General features: G+C 39.4%; 13 protein-coding genes. 6 read left to right on the forward strand and 7 right to left on the reverse strand.

Going from position 1 to position 17,370, the window contains the following annotated elements; all coding sequences use genetic code 11:
* Positions 1–10 precede the first annotated feature (10 nt).
* Positions 11–391: a DP-EP family protein gene (locus GQR38_RS04025; protein ID WP_121954205.1), complete on the forward strand. Its 381-nt coding sequence runs from the start codon at positions 11–13 to the stop codon at positions 389–391.
* 183 nt (positions 392–574) lie between these two features.
* Positions 575–1,564: a sensor domain-containing diguanylate cyclase gene (locus GQR38_RS04030; RefSeq protein WP_024609015.1), complete on the forward strand. Its 990-nt coding sequence runs from the start codon at positions 575–577 to the stop codon at positions 1,562–1,564.
* A gap of 78 nt (positions 1,565–1,642) precedes the next feature.
* Here the strand turns inward: GQR38_RS04030 and GQR38_RS04035 are convergent, their stop codons facing one another.
* Positions 1,643–2,125 carry a winged helix-turn-helix transcriptional regulator gene (locus GQR38_RS04035; protein ID WP_024590009.1) on the reverse strand — a complete coding sequence of 161 codons (483 nt, stop codon included), beginning with the start codon at positions 2,123–2,125 and terminating at the stop codon, positions 1,643–1,645.
* 169 nt (positions 2,126–2,294) lie between these two features.
* Between GQR38_RS04035 and putA the strand changes: the two genes are divergently transcribed.
* Together putA and GQR38_RS04045 are read left to right on the forward strand one after the other, a co-directional pair.
* Positions 2,295–6,098, forward strand: a complete 3,804-nt coding sequence (gene putA, locus GQR38_RS04040) for a bifunctional proline dehydrogenase/L-glutamate gamma-semialdehyde dehydrogenase PutA (RefSeq protein WP_010553201.1) — start codon at positions 2,295–2,297, stop codon at positions 6,096–6,098.
* 117 nt (positions 6,099–6,215) lie between these two features.
* A complete protein-coding gene (locus tag GQR38_RS04045) occupies positions 6,216–7,409 on the forward strand; it encodes an HD-GYP domain-containing protein (RefSeq protein ID WP_165721045.1) in 1,194 nt (397 codons plus the stop codon).
* A 53-nt stretch (positions 7,410–7,462) separates the two neighbouring features.
* On the opposite strand, the gene GQR38_RS04050 is transcribed toward GQR38_RS04045, so the two are convergent.
* The 6 genes from GQR38_RS04050 to GQR38_RS04075 all read right to left on the reverse strand — a co-directional run bounded on the left by GQR38_RS04050 (position 7,463) and on the right by GQR38_RS04075 (position 12,901).
* Positions 7,463–8,500: a general secretion pathway protein GspB gene (locus GQR38_RS04050; protein WP_121954208.1), complete on the reverse strand. Its 1,038-nt coding sequence runs from the start codon at positions 8,498–8,500 to the stop codon at positions 7,463–7,465.
* Between the two features lie 11 nt (positions 8,501–8,511).
* Positions 8,512–9,429, reverse strand: a complete 918-nt coding sequence (locus GQR38_RS04055) for an AAA family ATPase (protein WP_024592309.1) — start codon at positions 9,427–9,429, stop codon at positions 8,512–8,514.
* Between the two features lie 165 nt (positions 9,430–9,594).
* Positions 9,595–10,113: a DUF1566 domain-containing protein gene (locus GQR38_RS04060; RefSeq protein ID WP_165721046.1), complete on the reverse strand. Its 519-nt coding sequence runs from the start codon at positions 10,111–10,113 to the stop codon at positions 9,595–9,597.
* Between the two features lie 9 nt (positions 10,114–10,122).
* Positions 10,123–11,772 carry a DUF1566 domain-containing protein gene (locus tag GQR38_RS04065; protein WP_165721047.1) on the reverse strand — a complete coding sequence of 550 codons (1,650 nt, stop codon included), beginning with the start codon at positions 11,770–11,772 and terminating at the stop codon, positions 10,123–10,125.
* A gap of 69 nt (positions 11,773–11,841) precedes the next feature.
* Positions 11,842–12,174 carry a hypothetical protein gene (locus GQR38_RS04070; RefSeq protein WP_007581673.1) on the reverse strand — a complete coding sequence of 111 codons (333 nt, stop codon included), beginning with the start codon at positions 12,172–12,174 and terminating at the stop codon, positions 11,842–11,844.
* A gap of 22 nt (positions 12,175–12,196) precedes the next feature.
* A complete protein-coding gene (locus tag GQR38_RS04075; RefSeq protein WP_165721048.1) occupies positions 12,197–12,901 on the reverse strand; it encodes a DUF2982 domain-containing protein in 705 nt (234 codons plus the stop codon).
* A 246-nt stretch (positions 12,902–13,147) separates the two neighbouring features.
* Here GQR38_RS04075 and GQR38_RS04080 point away from each other — a divergent pair, with 246 nt between their 5' ends.
* Together GQR38_RS04080 and GQR38_RS04085 are read left to right on the forward strand one after the other, a co-directional pair.
* Complete coding sequence (locus GQR38_RS04080) at positions 13,148–14,200, forward strand: efflux RND transporter periplasmic adaptor subunit (protein WP_024590017.1); 1,053 nt, start codon at positions 13,148–13,150, stop codon at positions 14,198–14,200.
* A gap of 3 nt (positions 14,201–14,203) precedes the next feature.
* A complete protein-coding gene (locus GQR38_RS04085; protein WP_010553194.1) occupies positions 14,204–17,302 on the forward strand; it encodes an efflux RND transporter permease subunit in 3,099 nt (1,032 codons plus the stop codon).
* Positions 17,303–17,370: the final 68 nt, after the last annotated feature.

Below are 17,370 nucleotides of genomic sequence, written 5' to 3' on the forward strand. Positions count from 1 at the left end.
AGGAAATGATATGAATAACACCCTAGAAAATGTCGACTTTCAAGTAAATATTAAACTTAACAACGGTGAAGCTATTTTTAGTTATACAAAAAATGGCGAACCCGCTACTGGCGGTGGTGTTGTAAGAACCGAAACCGCTGGCAACTACAATTTAGACGACGCCACAATTCAAAATGGTTTCGTATTTACTGGCGCTACTATCACCGATATCGACACACAAAAACCATGCGCCCAAGACTTCAGCTATAAAGTAAGTGATAACGGCCACACAATTATCATTACCGACACAGACGAAAATAATGGATCTGTATGCTTAATCTTTAACGTTGAGTGTAATGGCAAAAAATATGAAAGCGCCGATCCTCAAGTTAAGAATGAAAAAGAACTCTAATTAGCAACGCTTCTTTTTAAATTGCACTGGCCTATTAATTGCGGTGCAATTTTTTAAAAACGCCCCTAAATAAACATTAAATAACAATAACTTAAATCAGAAGGTTACCGAAAGGTTTAAAACCCATAAATTAAATAAACTCCTAGACATAAAGTTTCATTAACAATAAAAATGAGCAACACCATGTCTAACAATAATGAAAATAGCAGAGCAAACAACACCGACAACGCTGTATCTGCATTAATCAGCAGCATTTCTAATACCGTTAACAATGAAAAAATAAGCGCAATTATTAATGTCACTAATGTGATGGCCGATGCTATTTTTATTGTTAATGCAGATGGAGTGTTTGAATCAGTAAATCCCGTTGCAGCTCGTTTTTTTAATGTTACGTCTGACTCATTAATAGGTAAAAAATGGCAAGATTGTTTACAAGAACAGTATCGCGATGACTATCAATACATGTTTGAAAGTTGGAAAAACAACTATCAAACACCACTCAATCATGGCCCGAAAGAAGTTAAAATAATAAAAAACAATGGTAACTGTTTAGATATAGAGCTCTCAATTTCTTGTATACCCGCATCAACTACAAACAATATCCCTCTATTTATTTGTATTATGCATGATATTTCTAGGCATGTTAAAAAGTATAAAGTACTCGAAAACATAGCCAAAATAGATCACCTTACAGGCGTCGCTAATCGCTGCACTTTAGAGAAGGCGATTATTAAAAATTGGCAAGAATGCATAGTAGACAAACAGCCTTTGAGTTTTATCTTGATCGATATTGATTTTTTTAAACTGTTTAATGATAATTTTGGTCATGTAAAGGGTGATAAATGTTTGCAAAAAGTAGCTCAAACAATTGAAGACTGCCTCCCCTCAAAAGATAGTTTAGTAGCACGCTATGGTGGTGAGGAGTTTGCTGTTGTATTACCCCGCTCACATGTCTCAAATGCAGAAATGATCGCAAAACGTATTCAAGAAAAAATACTCAACATTAATTTTAGAGATATTGGTTTGCCAGCGAATGTAAAGATAAGTGTAAGCCAGGGTTTAGCGTGTGAATACGATAATCAGTACAGGACATCTGAGGCATTAATATGCGCGGCTGATACGGCTTTATATAGAGCGAAGTCGGAAGGTCGTAATAAATTATGTATAAGGTGATGTACTAACTATTTGGTATAGCCTTTATCTACTAAAATAAAAAACCGCAATTGCGGTTTTTTATTACTTGAGAAAAGCTTAAATGTCGATTAGCAGCCCTTCGTCTTTTTTAATCTTTTCGATCACCATATAAGTATGATGAGTGCCCACGCCGGGAATATCGACTAAGTCGCCAAGAACTTGTCTATATTCTTCCATATTAGAAACGCGGATTTTTAATAAATAATCATAACCGCCTGCCACCATGTCGCATTCAACGACTTGTTGTATTCTTAGTATATGCTCTCTAAATACCTTAAATACTGCTGTATTTGAAGCAACAAGCGACACTTGAACATGTGCTACTAAGCTTTGATTAAGCTTTGCTTCGCTAAGCTTAGCGTAGTAGCCTTCGATATAGCCTTCTTGCTCTAATCGTTTTACACGATCAAGACACGGGCTTGCACTCAAATTAACCTGTTTTGCGAGGTTAACATTTGAAATTCTGCCGTTCTTTTGTAGAACGTCTAGTATGGCTAAATCAATACGATCTAGCATGCGTAATCTATTTGGAATTGTCATAACAGAATTTTATGCGGATAAGTTAAATTTATGCCCTGTAAATTATCGTAAAACGCGAAATTTAACCAGCATATTCTGCTGAAATTTAATTAGAATGCACTCACAATATCACTGGTAATTTATTGGTAATTAATTTTACTTTAATTCTTAACACTCCTGAGGGTTGCTTATGTTATTCAACGGCGATTTAACAACGATTTGTCCTATTAGACAAAGAATCCGTGACTTCTACCGCATAGATGAAAATGCGGTTATTGATCATATTTTACCGCTTGCAGAAGTAGGCGTAAAAGCACGAAGTCGTGCCTGGGAAAGAGCCCGCCAGATTGTTTTAAACATTCGTAAAGAGCAAGATGGGCAAGGCGGTGTTGATGCGCTTTTAAATGAATTTTCACTCTCTAGTGAAGAAGGCGTTGTATTAATGTGTTTGGCCGAAGCGCTGCTTCGCGTACCAGACAAAGCAACTCAAGATGTACTGATTCGTGACAAGTTAGCGAAAGGTGATTGGAGCTCTCATTTAGGCAGCAGCGATTCTTTATTCGTAAACGCGTCTTCTTGGGGATTATTAGTTACCGGTAAAATGGTTAACTACACAGACAAAACGAAAGAACAACAGTTCGGCATGCTTAAAAAGACCATTGGTCGTTTAGGTGAGCCAGTTATTCGTAAGTCTGTAAATTTTGCTATGAAAATTATGGGTAAGCAATTCGTTATGGGTCGTACCATTGACGAAGCAATTGAACGTGCTGCCGATACAGAGCAAAAAGGTTATGTATATTCTTACGATATGCTAGGCGAAGGCGCGCGCACAATGAAAGATGCGAAGCGTTACTTTGACAGCTACATGAATGCTATACACTCGATTGGTAAAGCGGCAAATGGTCGTGGTCCAATTAAGAGCCCTGGTATTTCAGTTAAGCTTTCTGCTATTCATCCACGTTATGAGTTCACTCATAAAGACCGTGTGATGGAAGAAATTGTACCAAAGTTAAAAGAGCTTGCGCTTGCTGCTAAGAAATACGATATCGGCTTTACCGTTGATGCTGAAGAAGCTGACCGTTTAGATATTTCATTAGATGTAATTGAAGCGGTATTTAGCGATGAAGATCTTGGTGATTGGCAAGGATTTGGCTTAGCGGTTCAAGCGTACCAAAAACGCGCTATTTTTGTAATTGAATGGCTAACAGACCTTGCAACCCGTGTTGGTCGTAAGATGATGGTACGTTTAGTTAAGGGCGCGTACTGGGATACTGAAATCAAAACCACACAACAAGATGGTTTAGAGCATTTCCCTGTATTTACTCGTAAAGCAACAACCGATGTTTCTTACAAAGCATGTGCAATTAAAATGCTTGAAGCGCGCGACGTACTTTATCCACAATTTGCTACACATAACGCTTACACTGCCGCGACTATTTTAGAAGTAGCGAAAGGCGATAACACTGGTTTTGAATTTCAACGTTTGCACGGTATGGGTGAATCATTATTCGACCAAATCGTTAACGAAGAAAAAATTCAATGTCGTGTATATGCACCGGTTGGTCAACACGAAGACCTACTTGCTTACCTTGTTCGTCGTTTGTTAGAAAATGGTGCTAACTCATCATTTGTAAACGCGATTGTAGATACAACAAAACCTGTTGAATCATTACTACCAGACCCTGTAGAAACACTGCAAGGCCTGCGTAACAAGTACAATACGCAAATCAAAATGCCAATTGATTTATACGGTGAAGAACGTGCTAACTCTAAAGGCATGGATTTAACCGATATTAACGTTATTACCCCTTTCAAAGAGAATCTTGAAACATGGTTTAATGAGCACTTAATTGAGCAAAGCCAAGTACCAGAAGGCTCATTGGCTGTTAAAAACCCAGCAAATCACAAAGAAATCATCGGCCACGTTAAGTTACAAACTGGCGAAGAGATGAAAGTATTACTGGCTAACGCTGAAGCGGCACTTGAATCATGGTCACAAACACCAGTAAAAGAGCGTGCTAATTTACTGCGCCGCGTTGCTGACATTTTAGAGCGTCATCATGATGAACTAGTCGCTATCTGTATTAAAGAAGCGGGTAAAGTAGCGCAAGATGGTATTGATGAAGTACGTGAAGCGGTTGATTTTTGTCGTTACTACGCAGCGCGCGCTGAAGAGTTATCTAAAGATGAGCGTTTTGAAGCCCGTGGCGTTATTTTATGTATTAGCCCGTGGAACTTCCCGCTTGCAATATTTTTAGGTCAAGTTGCTGCTGCGATTGTTACAGGTAACACTGTAATTGCCAAGCCTGCTGAGCAAACAAGTTTAATCGCCCTTCGTGCCATTGAACTAATGCTATCTGTTGGTTTACCTGAGCACGTTGTTCAACCTGTTATCGCTCGCGGCTCAGAAGTAGGTAAAACAATTGTTCCAGATGAGCGCATTCAAGCGGTTATGTTTACAGGTTCTACTGAAACAGGCACATTAATTTCTCAAACACTTGCTGCACGTAACGATATTCAAGTACCGTTAATTGCAGAAACAGGTGGCCAAAACTGTATGATTGTTGACTCAACGGCGCTTCCTGAGCAAGTAGTTGACGATGTGATCAGTTCTGGTTTTCAAAGTGCTGGCCAACGTTGTTCTGCTCTTCGTGTTTTATTCATTCAAGATGACGTAGCTGATGGCATTATCGAAATGCTTAAAGGCGCTCTAGCTGAGTTACACATTGGCGATCCATCGTTACTATCAACTGATGTTGGCCCTGTAATTGATGAAAAAGCACTTAAAAACTTAAACGAGCACGTTGAGTACTTAAAAGGTAATTCTATACTTCATTACGAATGTAAAATTCCTGATAACACTCAAAATGGCGCATACTTTTTTGCTCCTCGTTTATACGAAATTAAAGACTTATCAGTACTTAAACGTGAAGTATTTGGCCCATGTGTTCATATTGTTCGCTTTAAATCGAATGAACTTGATGATGTGATGGATCAAATAAATAACACAGGCTATGGTCTGACAATGGGTGTTCACTCACGTATCGAAGAGCGCTGTGAGTACCTTGCTAAAATGTCACGTGCGGGTAATGTTTACATTAACCGAAACATGATTGGTGCCATTGTTGGTGTGCAACCGTTTGGTGGCCGTGGTTTATCAGGTACTGGCCCTAAAGCCGGTGGCCCTAACTACCTACAACGTTTAGTAAAAGAAAAAGCATCACCAGATAACGTACAAATGACTAACCTAACGCCTGACGAACTTGATTTACACCACTACAGCGGTGCGAATGAGCAAGTTAAAAAGCTAATGGCCAACTCAATGCGCGATGAAAAAATCTGGCGTGCAACACCACTAAACGACCGTGTTTCGGCTGTACGTCAGTTGCTTGCTAAAATCGCGACGGTAGAAATTATCGACGATTTAGCAGACGACTTAGCATTAACATTATCAGAAGCACGTGCACAGCTTAACCGCCTTGAAAAGCACATGCGTAAGTTTACTACCCTGCCTGGGCCAACGGGTGAGTCTAATACACTTCATCTAGAAGCACGTGGTTGTGTAGTGTGTTATGCAGATAAGAGCACATCATTTAACTTCTGGGCATTGTCTATCATTACTGCTATTGCCGCAGGTAATACGGTAATTACTGTAGCGTCTGAGCTGTTTTATGATGAAGCCGTTGCCTTTAAAGATAAATTTATCTCTACAGGTGTTGCAGAAGGTGTTTTCCAAGTAGCTAAACCTAACCAGTTACAAGCTATTTTGGCGCACCCTCATTTAGCCGGTGCGGTAGTTGCTGCTCGCTCGTCTCGCTTGGGCTACTTTAGCCAACAGCTTGCACAGCGTAAAGGTGCTATTTTACCGGTAATTAGCTCTGAGTATTACGATACATTAATCAAACGTCTTATTACTGAAAAAACAATCAGTATTGATACAACAGCATCAGGTGGTAACACATCACTAATGACGCTTGTTGAAGATGATGAATAATTAAGCTAATGCTTTTTAACTAAAAAATAAAAAAGGCACTGAAAAGTGCCTTTTTTATTAGGTAGTAACGTATATATTTGTTAGCTTAATGAAAGATTAACAATAGAAGTAATAAATTTGAAAATAATTCCTGTAGGTCAGTTACTGCCTGGTATGTTTGTGCAAAGCGTTACTAGACAAACTGGCAGTATTAAAATTAAAAATCAAGGCTGGGTTAAAACTCAGGCTGGTATTAATAACCTAATAAAAGCAGGTATTTTAGAAGTAGAAATCGACCCTGATAAAACCCTCATTGAATCAGTCCCTGAAAAAGCTCCTATTGCTGTACCTGCAACAAAAATAAAGCGTGACCCTTGGCAAAAAACACACAGTGCCGAACAAGAAATGGGAAAGGCAAAAAAACTGTATGACGAAGCTAAAACACTGCAAATAAAAGCATTTAAAGATATTAAAGCAGGCCGCGATATAGATATTGCACCGTTCAAAGAGCTGGCAAGTGGCTTTATGGACTCTGTTTTTAGAAACCAAGATGCCTTAGCCTGCCTTACCCAAATGCGCCAAAAAGATGCTTACCTACTTGAGCACTCTATTAATGTATCGATATTAATGGGGATTTTCGCGAAGCATTTAGGTATAGAAAAAAACATTATCGTTGAACTGACTACCGGCGCACTTTTACACGACATTGGTAAGATAAAAATCCCTGATGAAATACTCAATAAGCCGGGTCGCTTTACCGATGATGAATTTAAAATAATGAAAATGCACTCGCTTTTCAGTAAAGAAATATTAGAAGAGTCTGGCTTAACGGGGATCGCGGTTGATATTGCAGGTATGCATCATGAAAGGCTTGATGGTAAAGGCTACCCGTTTGGTAAAAAGGGCGACGAAATAAGTCAGTACGTACGTATGGCATCAATTGTAGATGTGTACGATGCACTTACCGCAGAACGTGTTTACAAAACAGGCATGGAGCCAATAAAAGCCTTTAAAATACTAAAAGACGGATGCCCAGATAGCTTCGATCCCGTGCTGCTTAATAAGTTTATTCAATGTATTGGTATTCATCCGGTAGGAACGCTCGTTAGATTATCGAGTCAAAAAGTTGGTTTAGTGACCGAGAGTAATCCCAGTACACCACTAAAGCCTATCGTTAAAACATTTTACAGCGCCAAACATAGTCGCTATACAGAGATAAAAGATATCGATTTATCTAATAAAAAAACCTTAGATACCCTTGAATCAGCGGTGAAACCTAAAGAATATAATATTGATTTAGAACGCTTTTATAAAAACTCAATATTACCCTAAGCAATATTGAGAGCTCAACATTCTACCGAGCTCTCAACATAATAGCTAAGCGTTTACTGCGGCCAGTCTTGCAAAGCCTTTAAGCTAAACTCATAACCATCAAAATCAAGTACACTTTGCTCAGGTGTAATTTCTCTTACAGTTAAAGCACCTATGCTCTCTCCTTCATGTAACTCTCGGCCATTTAGCTTGATCCAACGTTTGTCAGCACTCGATGAATAAATATGCGCTTGATATTTAATACTAGGCAACATTGATTGCAAACCATCTGGTAGTAATTCTACAGGCTCAACACGTGATGACGTTTTTGATGCATGGGTAACTTCATAATCCTGATTTTTTTCGACGTCTTGTATAGCTTGCGCAAACGCATTTTTAAGTGTTGTAGGCACCTCATCAAGCTCAGGATCGCTCATCTGTTGAGATTGGTTGTTACCATTAATTGGCTTACCTAGTACTTTATATTTACTCATATCTAGTTGAGCTGATGCTGTATTTTGACTTTGCCCAAATACCGAAGCGTTCTGTGTATTATTTGGATTGTAATTATTTTGTGGATTAAATACTGGCTGATTATAATTTTGAACTGGCATTACTTGTTGCACGTTCTGCTGATTATAACCCGTTGCGCTCGTGACCGGACTCGATGGCATAGGAATATATTGCCCATTAGGCGTTAATAACATTTGCTGTACACCATTAGGTGTTTGCACATGCACAAGTTGCCCTTCAATCGTTGCAGTATTATTTGGAGCTATTTTAGCGGGTTCTAACTTAGCTATTTGCTGCTTTTCAACTGCGGCATCTACCTCTTTAACTTGTTCTTTAGGTGACGATTTTTCGCTTTCAACCACCTTAATTACAGCGGGTTCCGATGTGTTTAATAAAGTAGTACCTTGTAACCACTTACCAGTAGTAAACCCACCAGCTACCGCAATAAAAGCAGCTAAGCTTGTACCAAATACTAACGCTAATCGTCTATAACGCTTTAGTGCTTGCTGTTGCTTTAACTGCTCTGATTGTAAGTCGTATTGCTCAGCACTCATATCTGATTGCTGCGACTGCTTTAGCGCATCTAATAAATAAGACATAACTTACCTAACTATAAAATAAATGAAAGCCCAATGCCTACGGCAAATAAAGCAACGAATGCAAGGCTATATGGTACAAATGACGTTGCTTTGTTGGCCTCATTAACTGGCGCTACAAAATCCATGGGTAATGACTCATGTGCTGATTTTTTTATTATATCGCTATCAACTATCAACTGCTGCTTTGCAAAAGTGCCTACCAAAGCTCGCTCACATACCAAGTTCATTAATCGTGGCACACCACCGGTTAATTGATGAACAGCTTGCATGGCATCCATCGAAAAAATTCCTTTATCACATCCTGCAACATGTAACCGATGCTTTATGTAAGCAACTGTTTGGCCTTGCGTAAGTGGTAATAAATGGTAACGAGCTGTTATTCTCTGGGCGAGTTGCCTTAATTCATTGCGCTTTAAAAGCTCTTGTAGCTCAGGTTGACCAACCAATACTATTTGTAATAATTTTTTATGATCGGTTTCTATATTTGTTAGCAAGCGTAATTGTTCAAGCACATTAGGGGCAAGTAACTGCGCTTCATCAATTATAAGTATGGTGTGCCCACCCGATTTATTATTGGTCTCTAAGTGCTTTTTTATAATATCGGTAAGACTTTTAAGCGTCGCATTATTAGCATCGTAACTAATGTTGAGCTCATCACAAATACTAGCCAATAACTCTAGCTCTGAAAGTGCTGGGTTATGGATCATCGCTACTTGCGTGTTTTCAGGTAACTGCTCTAACATACTGCGGGTAATTGTAGTTTTACCAGTACCCACTTCGCCTGTTAATAATACAAAACCACCGTCTTCACCTAATCCATAGGTAAGGTGTGCTAAGGCTTCTTTATGTCGTTCACTTAAAAATAAGTAATGAGGGTTGGGCGAAATTGAAAAAGGTTTTTCATTCAGGCCAAAATAGCTTAAATACACCGTGATGTTCCTTCGTAATTAAATCACGGCCTATAATGGCAAAAAAACGCACTAAGTGACAACGTTGTAAGCGCTTTATTATTGAAATAACGTAAATTTATGTAAAACAAAAAAATGCAGCGGTTTTAAGGCTGCACTTTCATCTGTCTAATCTTAGTAAGTACTTTATTCTTCGTAGCGAACTAACCGTAAATACACATTACTAGTTTTGGCGTGCAAGCTATTCAGCCCACTATCAAATTGATAAACCCATGCAGAGCTCATCGTGCTCACACCCGATGTATTTGACCAATAGTTTTGAAGCTTAGTACCAAAAAACACCTCTTCATTAATGCTCGGCTCGGTGCAACTGTGCTCTAAAATACTCGCCAACTCTTTAATGTTAGGCATTTGCCAATCATCGTAATCTGCAGTTGTATCATTTTTAGCACCGCGTAGTGCTTCTTGCCAAGTAAGAGAAGGTGTAGAGCCTTCGCAAAGCTGCGTCTCTGTATTATAAATTTGCCCATAACTACAACGTTGCCACATAAGGCCAGTTTCGGTATCTGACACTGTGCCATCTGTATTTATAGTAAATCTATCTGTCGGCGTTGTGGTATCTGCACCGTCGTAGCACGTTTGCGCCGCTGCAATATTAAAGCTCAAGCTTATAGTTGCTAGTGCATAGAGTAATTTTAATTTCATTATTTTCTCCTAACGGCTTCTAACTAAACGAACATACGCGGTATTTTCTTTTGGATAAGCAAGATCGTTACCATCACTCATATCAATAATGTACGCTTGCGATAAACTTGTACCATCGGCTGCGGTTTGTGAAGTCCAATAACGTAAGTGACTTAATGCACTTTCACTTGGCATATTGGGGAAAAACACCTCATCAATTAATATGCTTTGCCCTTGTTTACCATAATCAATTAAACCTAAAAGCTCTGTATAAGTAGGTAACCGCCAATTTGTACCACCACAAAAATCTAAGTTATTCACTTCGTTTATATAACTTTGTACTCCACAACTCGTATCATCCGGACAAGTTGAATTGGCTGTACTAGTATCGGTAAAAGTAGTGTCGCCTAAATCCCAAAAGTAATGATTTTGCCCCTCACGCAAGCTTGTATTTGGCAATACTCCAGAGGATTCAGTTTTTACTTCCCATACAAGTCCAGTAACATTATCGCGTATACAGGTAAAGTCACTACTATCATCACCAACTTCATCCGCAAACTGATTAAGTTTAGTGTAATCAAACGCTAAATTACCTTTACCAACCTTATCTAAGCGGTTTGCATAGCTATCGCGTCCAAGTTCAGCATCTTGCGCTGGAAAGTCATCGCTTTCACAGTTAATGCGTTGGGTGTTGTTATAGCACTCACCAACACCACTATCGTTTATAAGCCCAAGCGCTTTTGGTGATACATCAACAAATAAAGAATCTGTATCGGTGCGTCCTTTTGAGTCGGTTACCGTTACTTCAAAGCTCAACGTGGATTCAGTATCTACATCAGAGGCAAAAAATGTCGTTGTACATTGGTCGCTATTACTTAATGTTTCGCTATTACCGGTAAGTTGTTGCCACTTACACTGATAGGTATAGGTGACAGTTTCGCTATTCGTTGCATCAAGCGTTACTTCTTCAAACTCTTCGACATTTTGATCAGCGCCTGCATTTGCATCCACTAGTTCATTTGTTTTATTAAGCGTCATTGAATATTGAGTACTCGCCTCACCGCCTTCATCATCAGTGACTGTTAGCTGCCAAGATAAATTTACGTTACTTTCTAGTAAAGGATGAGAAAAGCTAAGAGTTGACTCATTAAAGCTAGCAATATCTAAGTCAGGACCTGATAGCAGTTGCCACAAATAACTATCAATTTGGCCATTATCATCAGGATCGCTCGACTCAAGAGCGCTCAAAGTCACGGTGTCTTTGTATACAGAAGGAAGTGTTTCAGGAGATGTTTGCGTAGCAACAGCAAGTGGTAGTTGATTATTAGAGCTCACTGAAATAGAAATGTCGTCACTAACAGCGCTACTACCGGTGCTTTGATAGCTTACTCTTAAGATTATTTCACTATCAGTTTTTACGTCAGGGGCTGTCAATGTTTGCTCAGCGCCTTCAAGCGGAAAACCTTCTAAGCTTGGGCCGCTAACTTGTTGCCATGAAAACGTACCATCAGCGGGGGAGCCTTGTGCTGTGATGGTAAATTCAGTTTTTTCGATAATTTGTAAATCGGTTCCAGCATTAACAGATGTTTCTACAACTGTATTATCGCTATCACCGCCACCGCCTCCACACGCACTCAGCAAACCGCAAGAAATGAGGGGGATTAAAGCAAACGCTTTCATACGCAGCACCTTATTATGTCAAATAATTACTATAGTGTAATTACTAGCAATAAAGATGCCATTAAAGTACTACATATATGTATCTTGATGAATGCGTACAAACAACTTCGTACCGATTTTACTGTAATCTACTTTGTATTCACGCCCATCTAAAGCTTGAATAAATAGTAATTGTTTTTCTTCGCCAAATACATCAGGGCTTCCAACATAGACTATTTCTAAATAGCGATCTTTTGCATCACGGCGGTTTTTAGGTAACTCTTCTTTAAATGGCTCTAAGCCATGTTGAGTCACTTTAATTTTAGGATGAATTTCAGAGTTTACAATCACTAAATCATGCTTTTTATCTTTATGTATTATGGTGTTTCGACCACTTTTTAAAAAGGCTCTCTCTTGACTCATTTTTCTTTCCTACAGTCGCAGTTTAATTATTAATTTGCGACGCTATAAACTGACTAGGCTCGCGCTTCCACTTATTTAAGTTAGCACTAAATGCCCAGATATCTCTATCTAACACACTGGCTGGTAGTAATAAATCGTAACCGGTTAACAGTTGAAGGTGCTTAGTCCTGTTAGCAAACATAGCTATAAGACCAGTATAGCTTATCCCTTTATGGGATGTGTAATGTGTATCTTCTATTAGCCATTCTGATGGGCAATTGCCATTTTTGCAATGTTTTTGAACAACTTGCATAAATAAATTACGCTGCTCTATTAATAATTTCCCTGCAATTCGAGGCGCTATGCTTGTTAAAAAGTCATCTATGTCGTTTACCTTTATACCAACCGCATTTAATTCTAAGTAATCAAAGCCATCTTCTACTTTGGGTATACCACTGTGATTAAAGTTACTATGAGGCATACACCAAGCTCCGTACTTATGGTAATAAACGAGCTCAGACTCATTTAATATAAGGCTATGATATGGCTCTTGAGTTTTTAAATATCCAATAAAAATAGCGGCAATACACAAGCTCACTAAAAATATTTCAAGTATGCTAATCTCACCCGGCCTCAGTAAATTAAACAACATAATGAAAACTAAACCAATTGCACCTGCAACAAGCACTTCAATTGCGTTTCGCGCACCTTGTGCCCGAAACTTAATGACATTGTTAGATTTATCCATATTGGTAAAACACCATATAAAAAACAAGCATAATAACAGCCCAAATTATGACCTTTCTTGTTGTTATACATAAGTTACAGGTGGTTTTAAATTTCATACATTACCGCTTTTTCCTCAACAAAATAGGAACAATGAATAAATCTTATTTACTTTTACGCTTAACGCACAAATTTATGAGACACATAACCGTCTTTTCCCGGTCTTATTTCGTACAATACTTACAATTCATTTTCAGGTATGAAATCAATGTACTCAAGACAATCAGGTAAAGCACTTTTTCCATTTATTATTACGTTACTTCTAATATTTAGCGTTTATTTATATCTACCCGCTAGCCACGGCGAACAGGCCGATTTATCACAAATGTCTACTCAAGTAACAGCTCATACTGTTACTTCTCAGGAAAACGCAGTGATGATAGAAGCGATCGGTAGCGCGCGTGCAAACCAAGCAATCTATATAAAAAGTGCGCAAAACGATTATGTCACAGATATATATTTTAAAGACGGCGACTTAGTCAGTAAAGGACAAAAGTTAGTACAGTTACAGAGCCAACAAGAACAGCTTGCCGTTAAAGAGCTTGGCATTAACTTACGTGAAGAACAACGTCAGTTAGATCGCCTAACCGAACTTTCACGCTCGCAATCAACGGCAAAGTCGTTACTTGAAGAGCAGTTATCTCGTGTTGATGCAACAGAGGCCCAACTAGAAAGCGCTAAAACTAAATTAAACGAAATGACTATTAGTGCGCCCTTTTCAGGCCTGTTAGGTAAGCGTGAAATATCAATAGGTGCTTACGTAAGTAATACAACAATAATCACAACACTTGATGATATTAGTATTATTAAAGTTGACTTTAAAGTACCTGAAAAATATTTAGCACAATTAAATATGGGCATGAAAGTGCTTACGCAAAACGATGCCTACCCAGGACAAACATTTAACGGCAAGGTAACGCATATTAGCTCGCGTATTGATTCGGTTACTCGCAGTGTTGAAGTAACAGCAAGTTTTGCCAATAAATCAGGATTACTTCGCCCTGGTATGTTACTAAATACAGCACTTGAGCTAAGCAGCAACCAAGCTTTAATGGTGCCAGAAAAAGCGGTTATACCTTTGCAAGACAAACACTTTGTTTTTCAAATTCAAGATGGGATAGCTAATAAAATTGAAGTGCATGTTGCTAGCAGAAATAATGGCTGGGTTGCTATCGACGAAGGCCTAACTGATGGCGAGCAAATTGTTACTGAGGGGCTAATAAAAATTCGCTCTGGAAGTAAAGTAAGCGTAAAGGGGTAATACGTGAAAATTACAGATACTAGCGTCAAGCGCCCCGTTTTTGCCATTGTAATTAATTTACTGCTTCTTACTTTTGGACTGGTTGCGTTTACTATGCTGCCACTTCGTGAATACCCGGATATTGAAACGCCGATTGTAAATATCAGCACTGAATACACAGGTGCTTCTGCCGAAATTATAGAAACCAAAATAACGCAAATAATAGAAAATCGAATTTCAGGTATTGAAGGTATTAAAAGTATTAACTCATCGAGTCGTAATGGGCGTTCAAACATTACCATTGAGTTTGATATTAACCGCGACATAGATGCAGCATCTAACGATGTACGCGAACGTGTAGCACGTGCACTTGATAGTTTGCCCGATCAGGTACGCCCGCCAGAAGTATCTAAATCAAATAGTGATGAAAGCCCAATCGCCTGGTTTGTATTAAACAGCGAAACAATGGACTCGTTACAGCTATCTGATTACGCGCAGCGTTTTATTGTTGACCGCTTAGCCGTAGTAGATGGTGTATCTAATGTACGTATTGGTGGTGAGCGCCAATACGCAATGAAAATTTGGCTTAACCGCCAAGCAATGGCAGCACGGGGTATTACCTCAAGCGATATAGAAAACACACTTCGTACAGAAAACGTTGAGTTACCGGCTGGCGAAATAGAATCTATAGATCGTGACTTTACCGTTCGTACTGCCCGTAGTTATAAAGATCAGCGCGATTTTAAAAACCTGGTAATTAAACGTGGTGATGAAGGTTACTTAGTACGTTTAGGTGAAGTTGCCGATGTACGTTTAGAAGCTGCCGATGACGAAAGCTTATTTCGTGGTAACGGGCGTAATATGATTGGCTTAGGTATTGTAAAACAAGCTAAAGCAAACACACTAACCGTAGTAGATAACGCACGCAGCGAACTTGAAAAAATCAAACGCAACCTACCTGAAGGCACTACAATTCAAGACAGCTACGATTCGTCTGTATTTATTAAAGAGTCTATTAATGAAGTTTACAGCACACTTGCCATCTCTATGGGTTTAGTCGTACTCGTTATATTTTTGTTTTTAGGCAATATACGAGCAACGCTTATCCCTGCGGTCACCGTACCGGTCGCACTTGTTGGTAGCTTTATGTTTTTGTTGGCAATGGGCTACTCAATTAACTTACTAACTTTACTTGCCTTAGTACTGGCCATTGGTTTAGTAGTAGATGATGCTATTGTAATGCTTGAAAACATTCACCGCCGTATTGAACTGGGTGAGCCGCCGTTACTAGCTGCATTTAGAGGCGCGCGTGAAGTAGGTTTCGCTATAGTAGCAACCACTCTTGTACTAATATCGGTGTTTGTGCCATTAGTATTTATGGATGGCCGTATAGGTGCATTATTTACTGAGTTTGCTATGGCGGTAAGTGCTGCCGTATTTTTCTCAAGTGTTACAGCACTGACTCTCGCACCAGCCTTGTGCTCTAAAGTACTTAAAGTATCAGACAAACCAAATAAATTTAGCCAATGGATGGACCGCCAGTTTACTAAAATTGAAGTAAGTTACCGTAATTCACTCTCCACCAACATAACCCGTAAATGGGGTTTAATGGTGAGCTTATTATTAGCTGGCTTTGTTAGTTACTCGTTGTTTTTACAAGTTCCTTCTGAGCTAACGCCAAAAGAAGATCGTGGCACGTTCTTTATTATGATGAGCGGCCCTGAGGGCGCAAGTTACGAAAATAACGCCGCTAATATGGCTAAAATTGAAGAGCGCTTAATGCCTTACTCGCAAGCCGGTGAGCTAAGTCGCGTACTTGTTCGAGTGCCTGGCTGGGGTGGCAGCGGCGGTGTTGCGATTGTGGGTATGGCCGATTGGGATAAACGCAAACGCTCAACGTGGGAAGTAATGGATGAAATAAGCGGTAAAATGCAAGAAGTTACCGATGTTCGTGCATTTGCCATTATGCGCCGTGGTATTGGTGGTGGTGGCTCATCTCGCCCAATTGAGTTTGTACTGCAAGGTAATGATTACGCTCAACTTGCCGATTGGCGTGACCGTATAATAAAGCGTGCTGAACAAAACCCTGGTTTAGTAAGAATCGATCATGATTACAAAGAAACCTTCCCACAGTTTTTAGTCAGCATAGATAAAAACAAAGCTGCCGATTTAGGCGTTTCGGTATCTGATGTAGGCCGTACACTAGAAACAATGCTTGGCCAGCGCCGTGTTACGACCTTTATTGACCGCGGTGAAGAATACGATGTGATTTTAAAAGGAACAAAAGAAGATTTTACCAATCCTACTGATATTTCAAATATATACCTTAAATCACGAAGCGGTGAACTAGTTCCACTTGATAGCCTTATCAGCTTAAAAGAAGAAGCAACAGCATCGCGCTTAAACCGTTACAACCGTATGCGCGCAATTACATTAAGCGCCAACTTAGCTGATGGCTATACACTTGAGCAAGCGCTTAACTTTTTAAACGAAGTAGCCGCGCAAGAAAACGATATAGATGGCGCAGTAGATTACAAAGGTGAGTCGCAGCTTTATTACGAAGGCGCATCAGCGATGACCTACGTATTTATACTTGCACTCACCGTTACCTTTTTAGTACTTGCTGCGCAGTTTGAAAGCTTTATGCACCCATTTGTCATTATGCTTACCGTACCGCTTGGTTTAATGGGCGCTATGTTTGGGCTTTGGGCTACAGGGCTTACCTTAAATATTTACAGCCAAATAGGTATTGTCATGCTCATAGGCTTAAGTGCTAAAAATGGTATTTTGATTGTAGAATTTACTAACCAATTACGCGATAAAGGCGTTGAATTTAGTGAAGCAATACTACAAGCGGCTACCCAGCGCCTTCGCCCAATAATAATGACATCACTTACAACCGTTATGAGCTCTGTTCCCTTGGTTTTTGCTTCAGGCCCCGGCGCTGAAAGCCGTATGGTAATTGGTGTAGTTGTGTTTACAGGGGTTATTGTATCTACCCTGCTGACTCTTTTTGTTGTACCTGCTGCGTATTATGCTCTATCGAAAAATACACAATCACCTGAGTTTTTACAACAAAAGTTGAATAAACAAGCTGCTGAAAAGCCTTTCGAAGAGATCTAATCTCTTTATTGCGCCGTAACCTTGTTGTTGCGGCGCATACAATTTATGCTCGCCTTTAAACTCCATAT

It is taken from the genome of Pseudoalteromonas sp. c7(2019) (genome assembly GCF_011378625.1).
Classification (GTDB): domain Bacteria; phylum Pseudomonadota; class Gammaproteobacteria; order Enterobacterales; family Alteromonadaceae; genus Pseudoalteromonas; species Pseudoalteromonas arctica.

What these genes read in the sequence shown, in the direction of transcription:
- GQR38_RS04025 (WP_121954205.1), top strand. Translation starts at nt 11, where the DNA reads ATGAATAACACCCTAGAAAATGTCGACTTTCAAGTAAATATTAAACTT.
- GQR38_RS04030 (WP_024609015.1), top strand. Translation starts at nt 575, where the DNA reads ATGTCTAACAATAATGAAAATAGCAGAGCAAACAACACCGACAACGCT.
- GQR38_RS04035 (WP_024590009.1), bottom strand. Translation starts at nt 2,125, where the DNA reads ATGACAATTCCAAATAGATTACGCATGCTAGATCGTATTGATTTAGCC.
- putA (WP_010553201.1), top strand. Translation starts at nt 2,295, where the DNA reads ATGTTATTCAACGGCGATTTAACAACGATTTGTCCTATTAGACAAAGA.
- GQR38_RS04050 (WP_121954208.1), bottom strand. Translation starts at nt 8,500, where the DNA reads ATGTCTTATTTATTAGATGCGCTAAAGCAGTCGCAGCAATCAGATATG.
- GQR38_RS04060 (WP_165721046.1), bottom strand. Translation starts at nt 10,113, where the DNA reads ATGAAATTAAAATTACTCTATGCACTAGCAACTATAAGCTTGAGCTTT.
- GQR38_RS04065 (WP_165721047.1), bottom strand. Translation starts at nt 11,772, where the DNA reads ATGAAAGCGTTTGCTTTAATCCCCCTCATTTCTTGCGGTTTGCTGAGT.
- GQR38_RS04070 (WP_007581673.1), bottom strand. Translation starts at nt 12,174, where the DNA reads ATGAGTCAAGAGAGAGCCTTTTTAAAAAGTGGTCGAAACACCATAATA.
- GQR38_RS04075 (WP_165721048.1), bottom strand. Translation starts at nt 12,901, where the DNA reads ATGGATAAATCTAACAATGTCATTAAGTTTCGGGCACAAGGTGCGCGA.
- GQR38_RS04080 (WP_024590017.1), top strand. Translation starts at nt 13,148, where the DNA reads ATGTACTCAAGACAATCAGGTAAAGCACTTTTTCCATTTATTATTACG.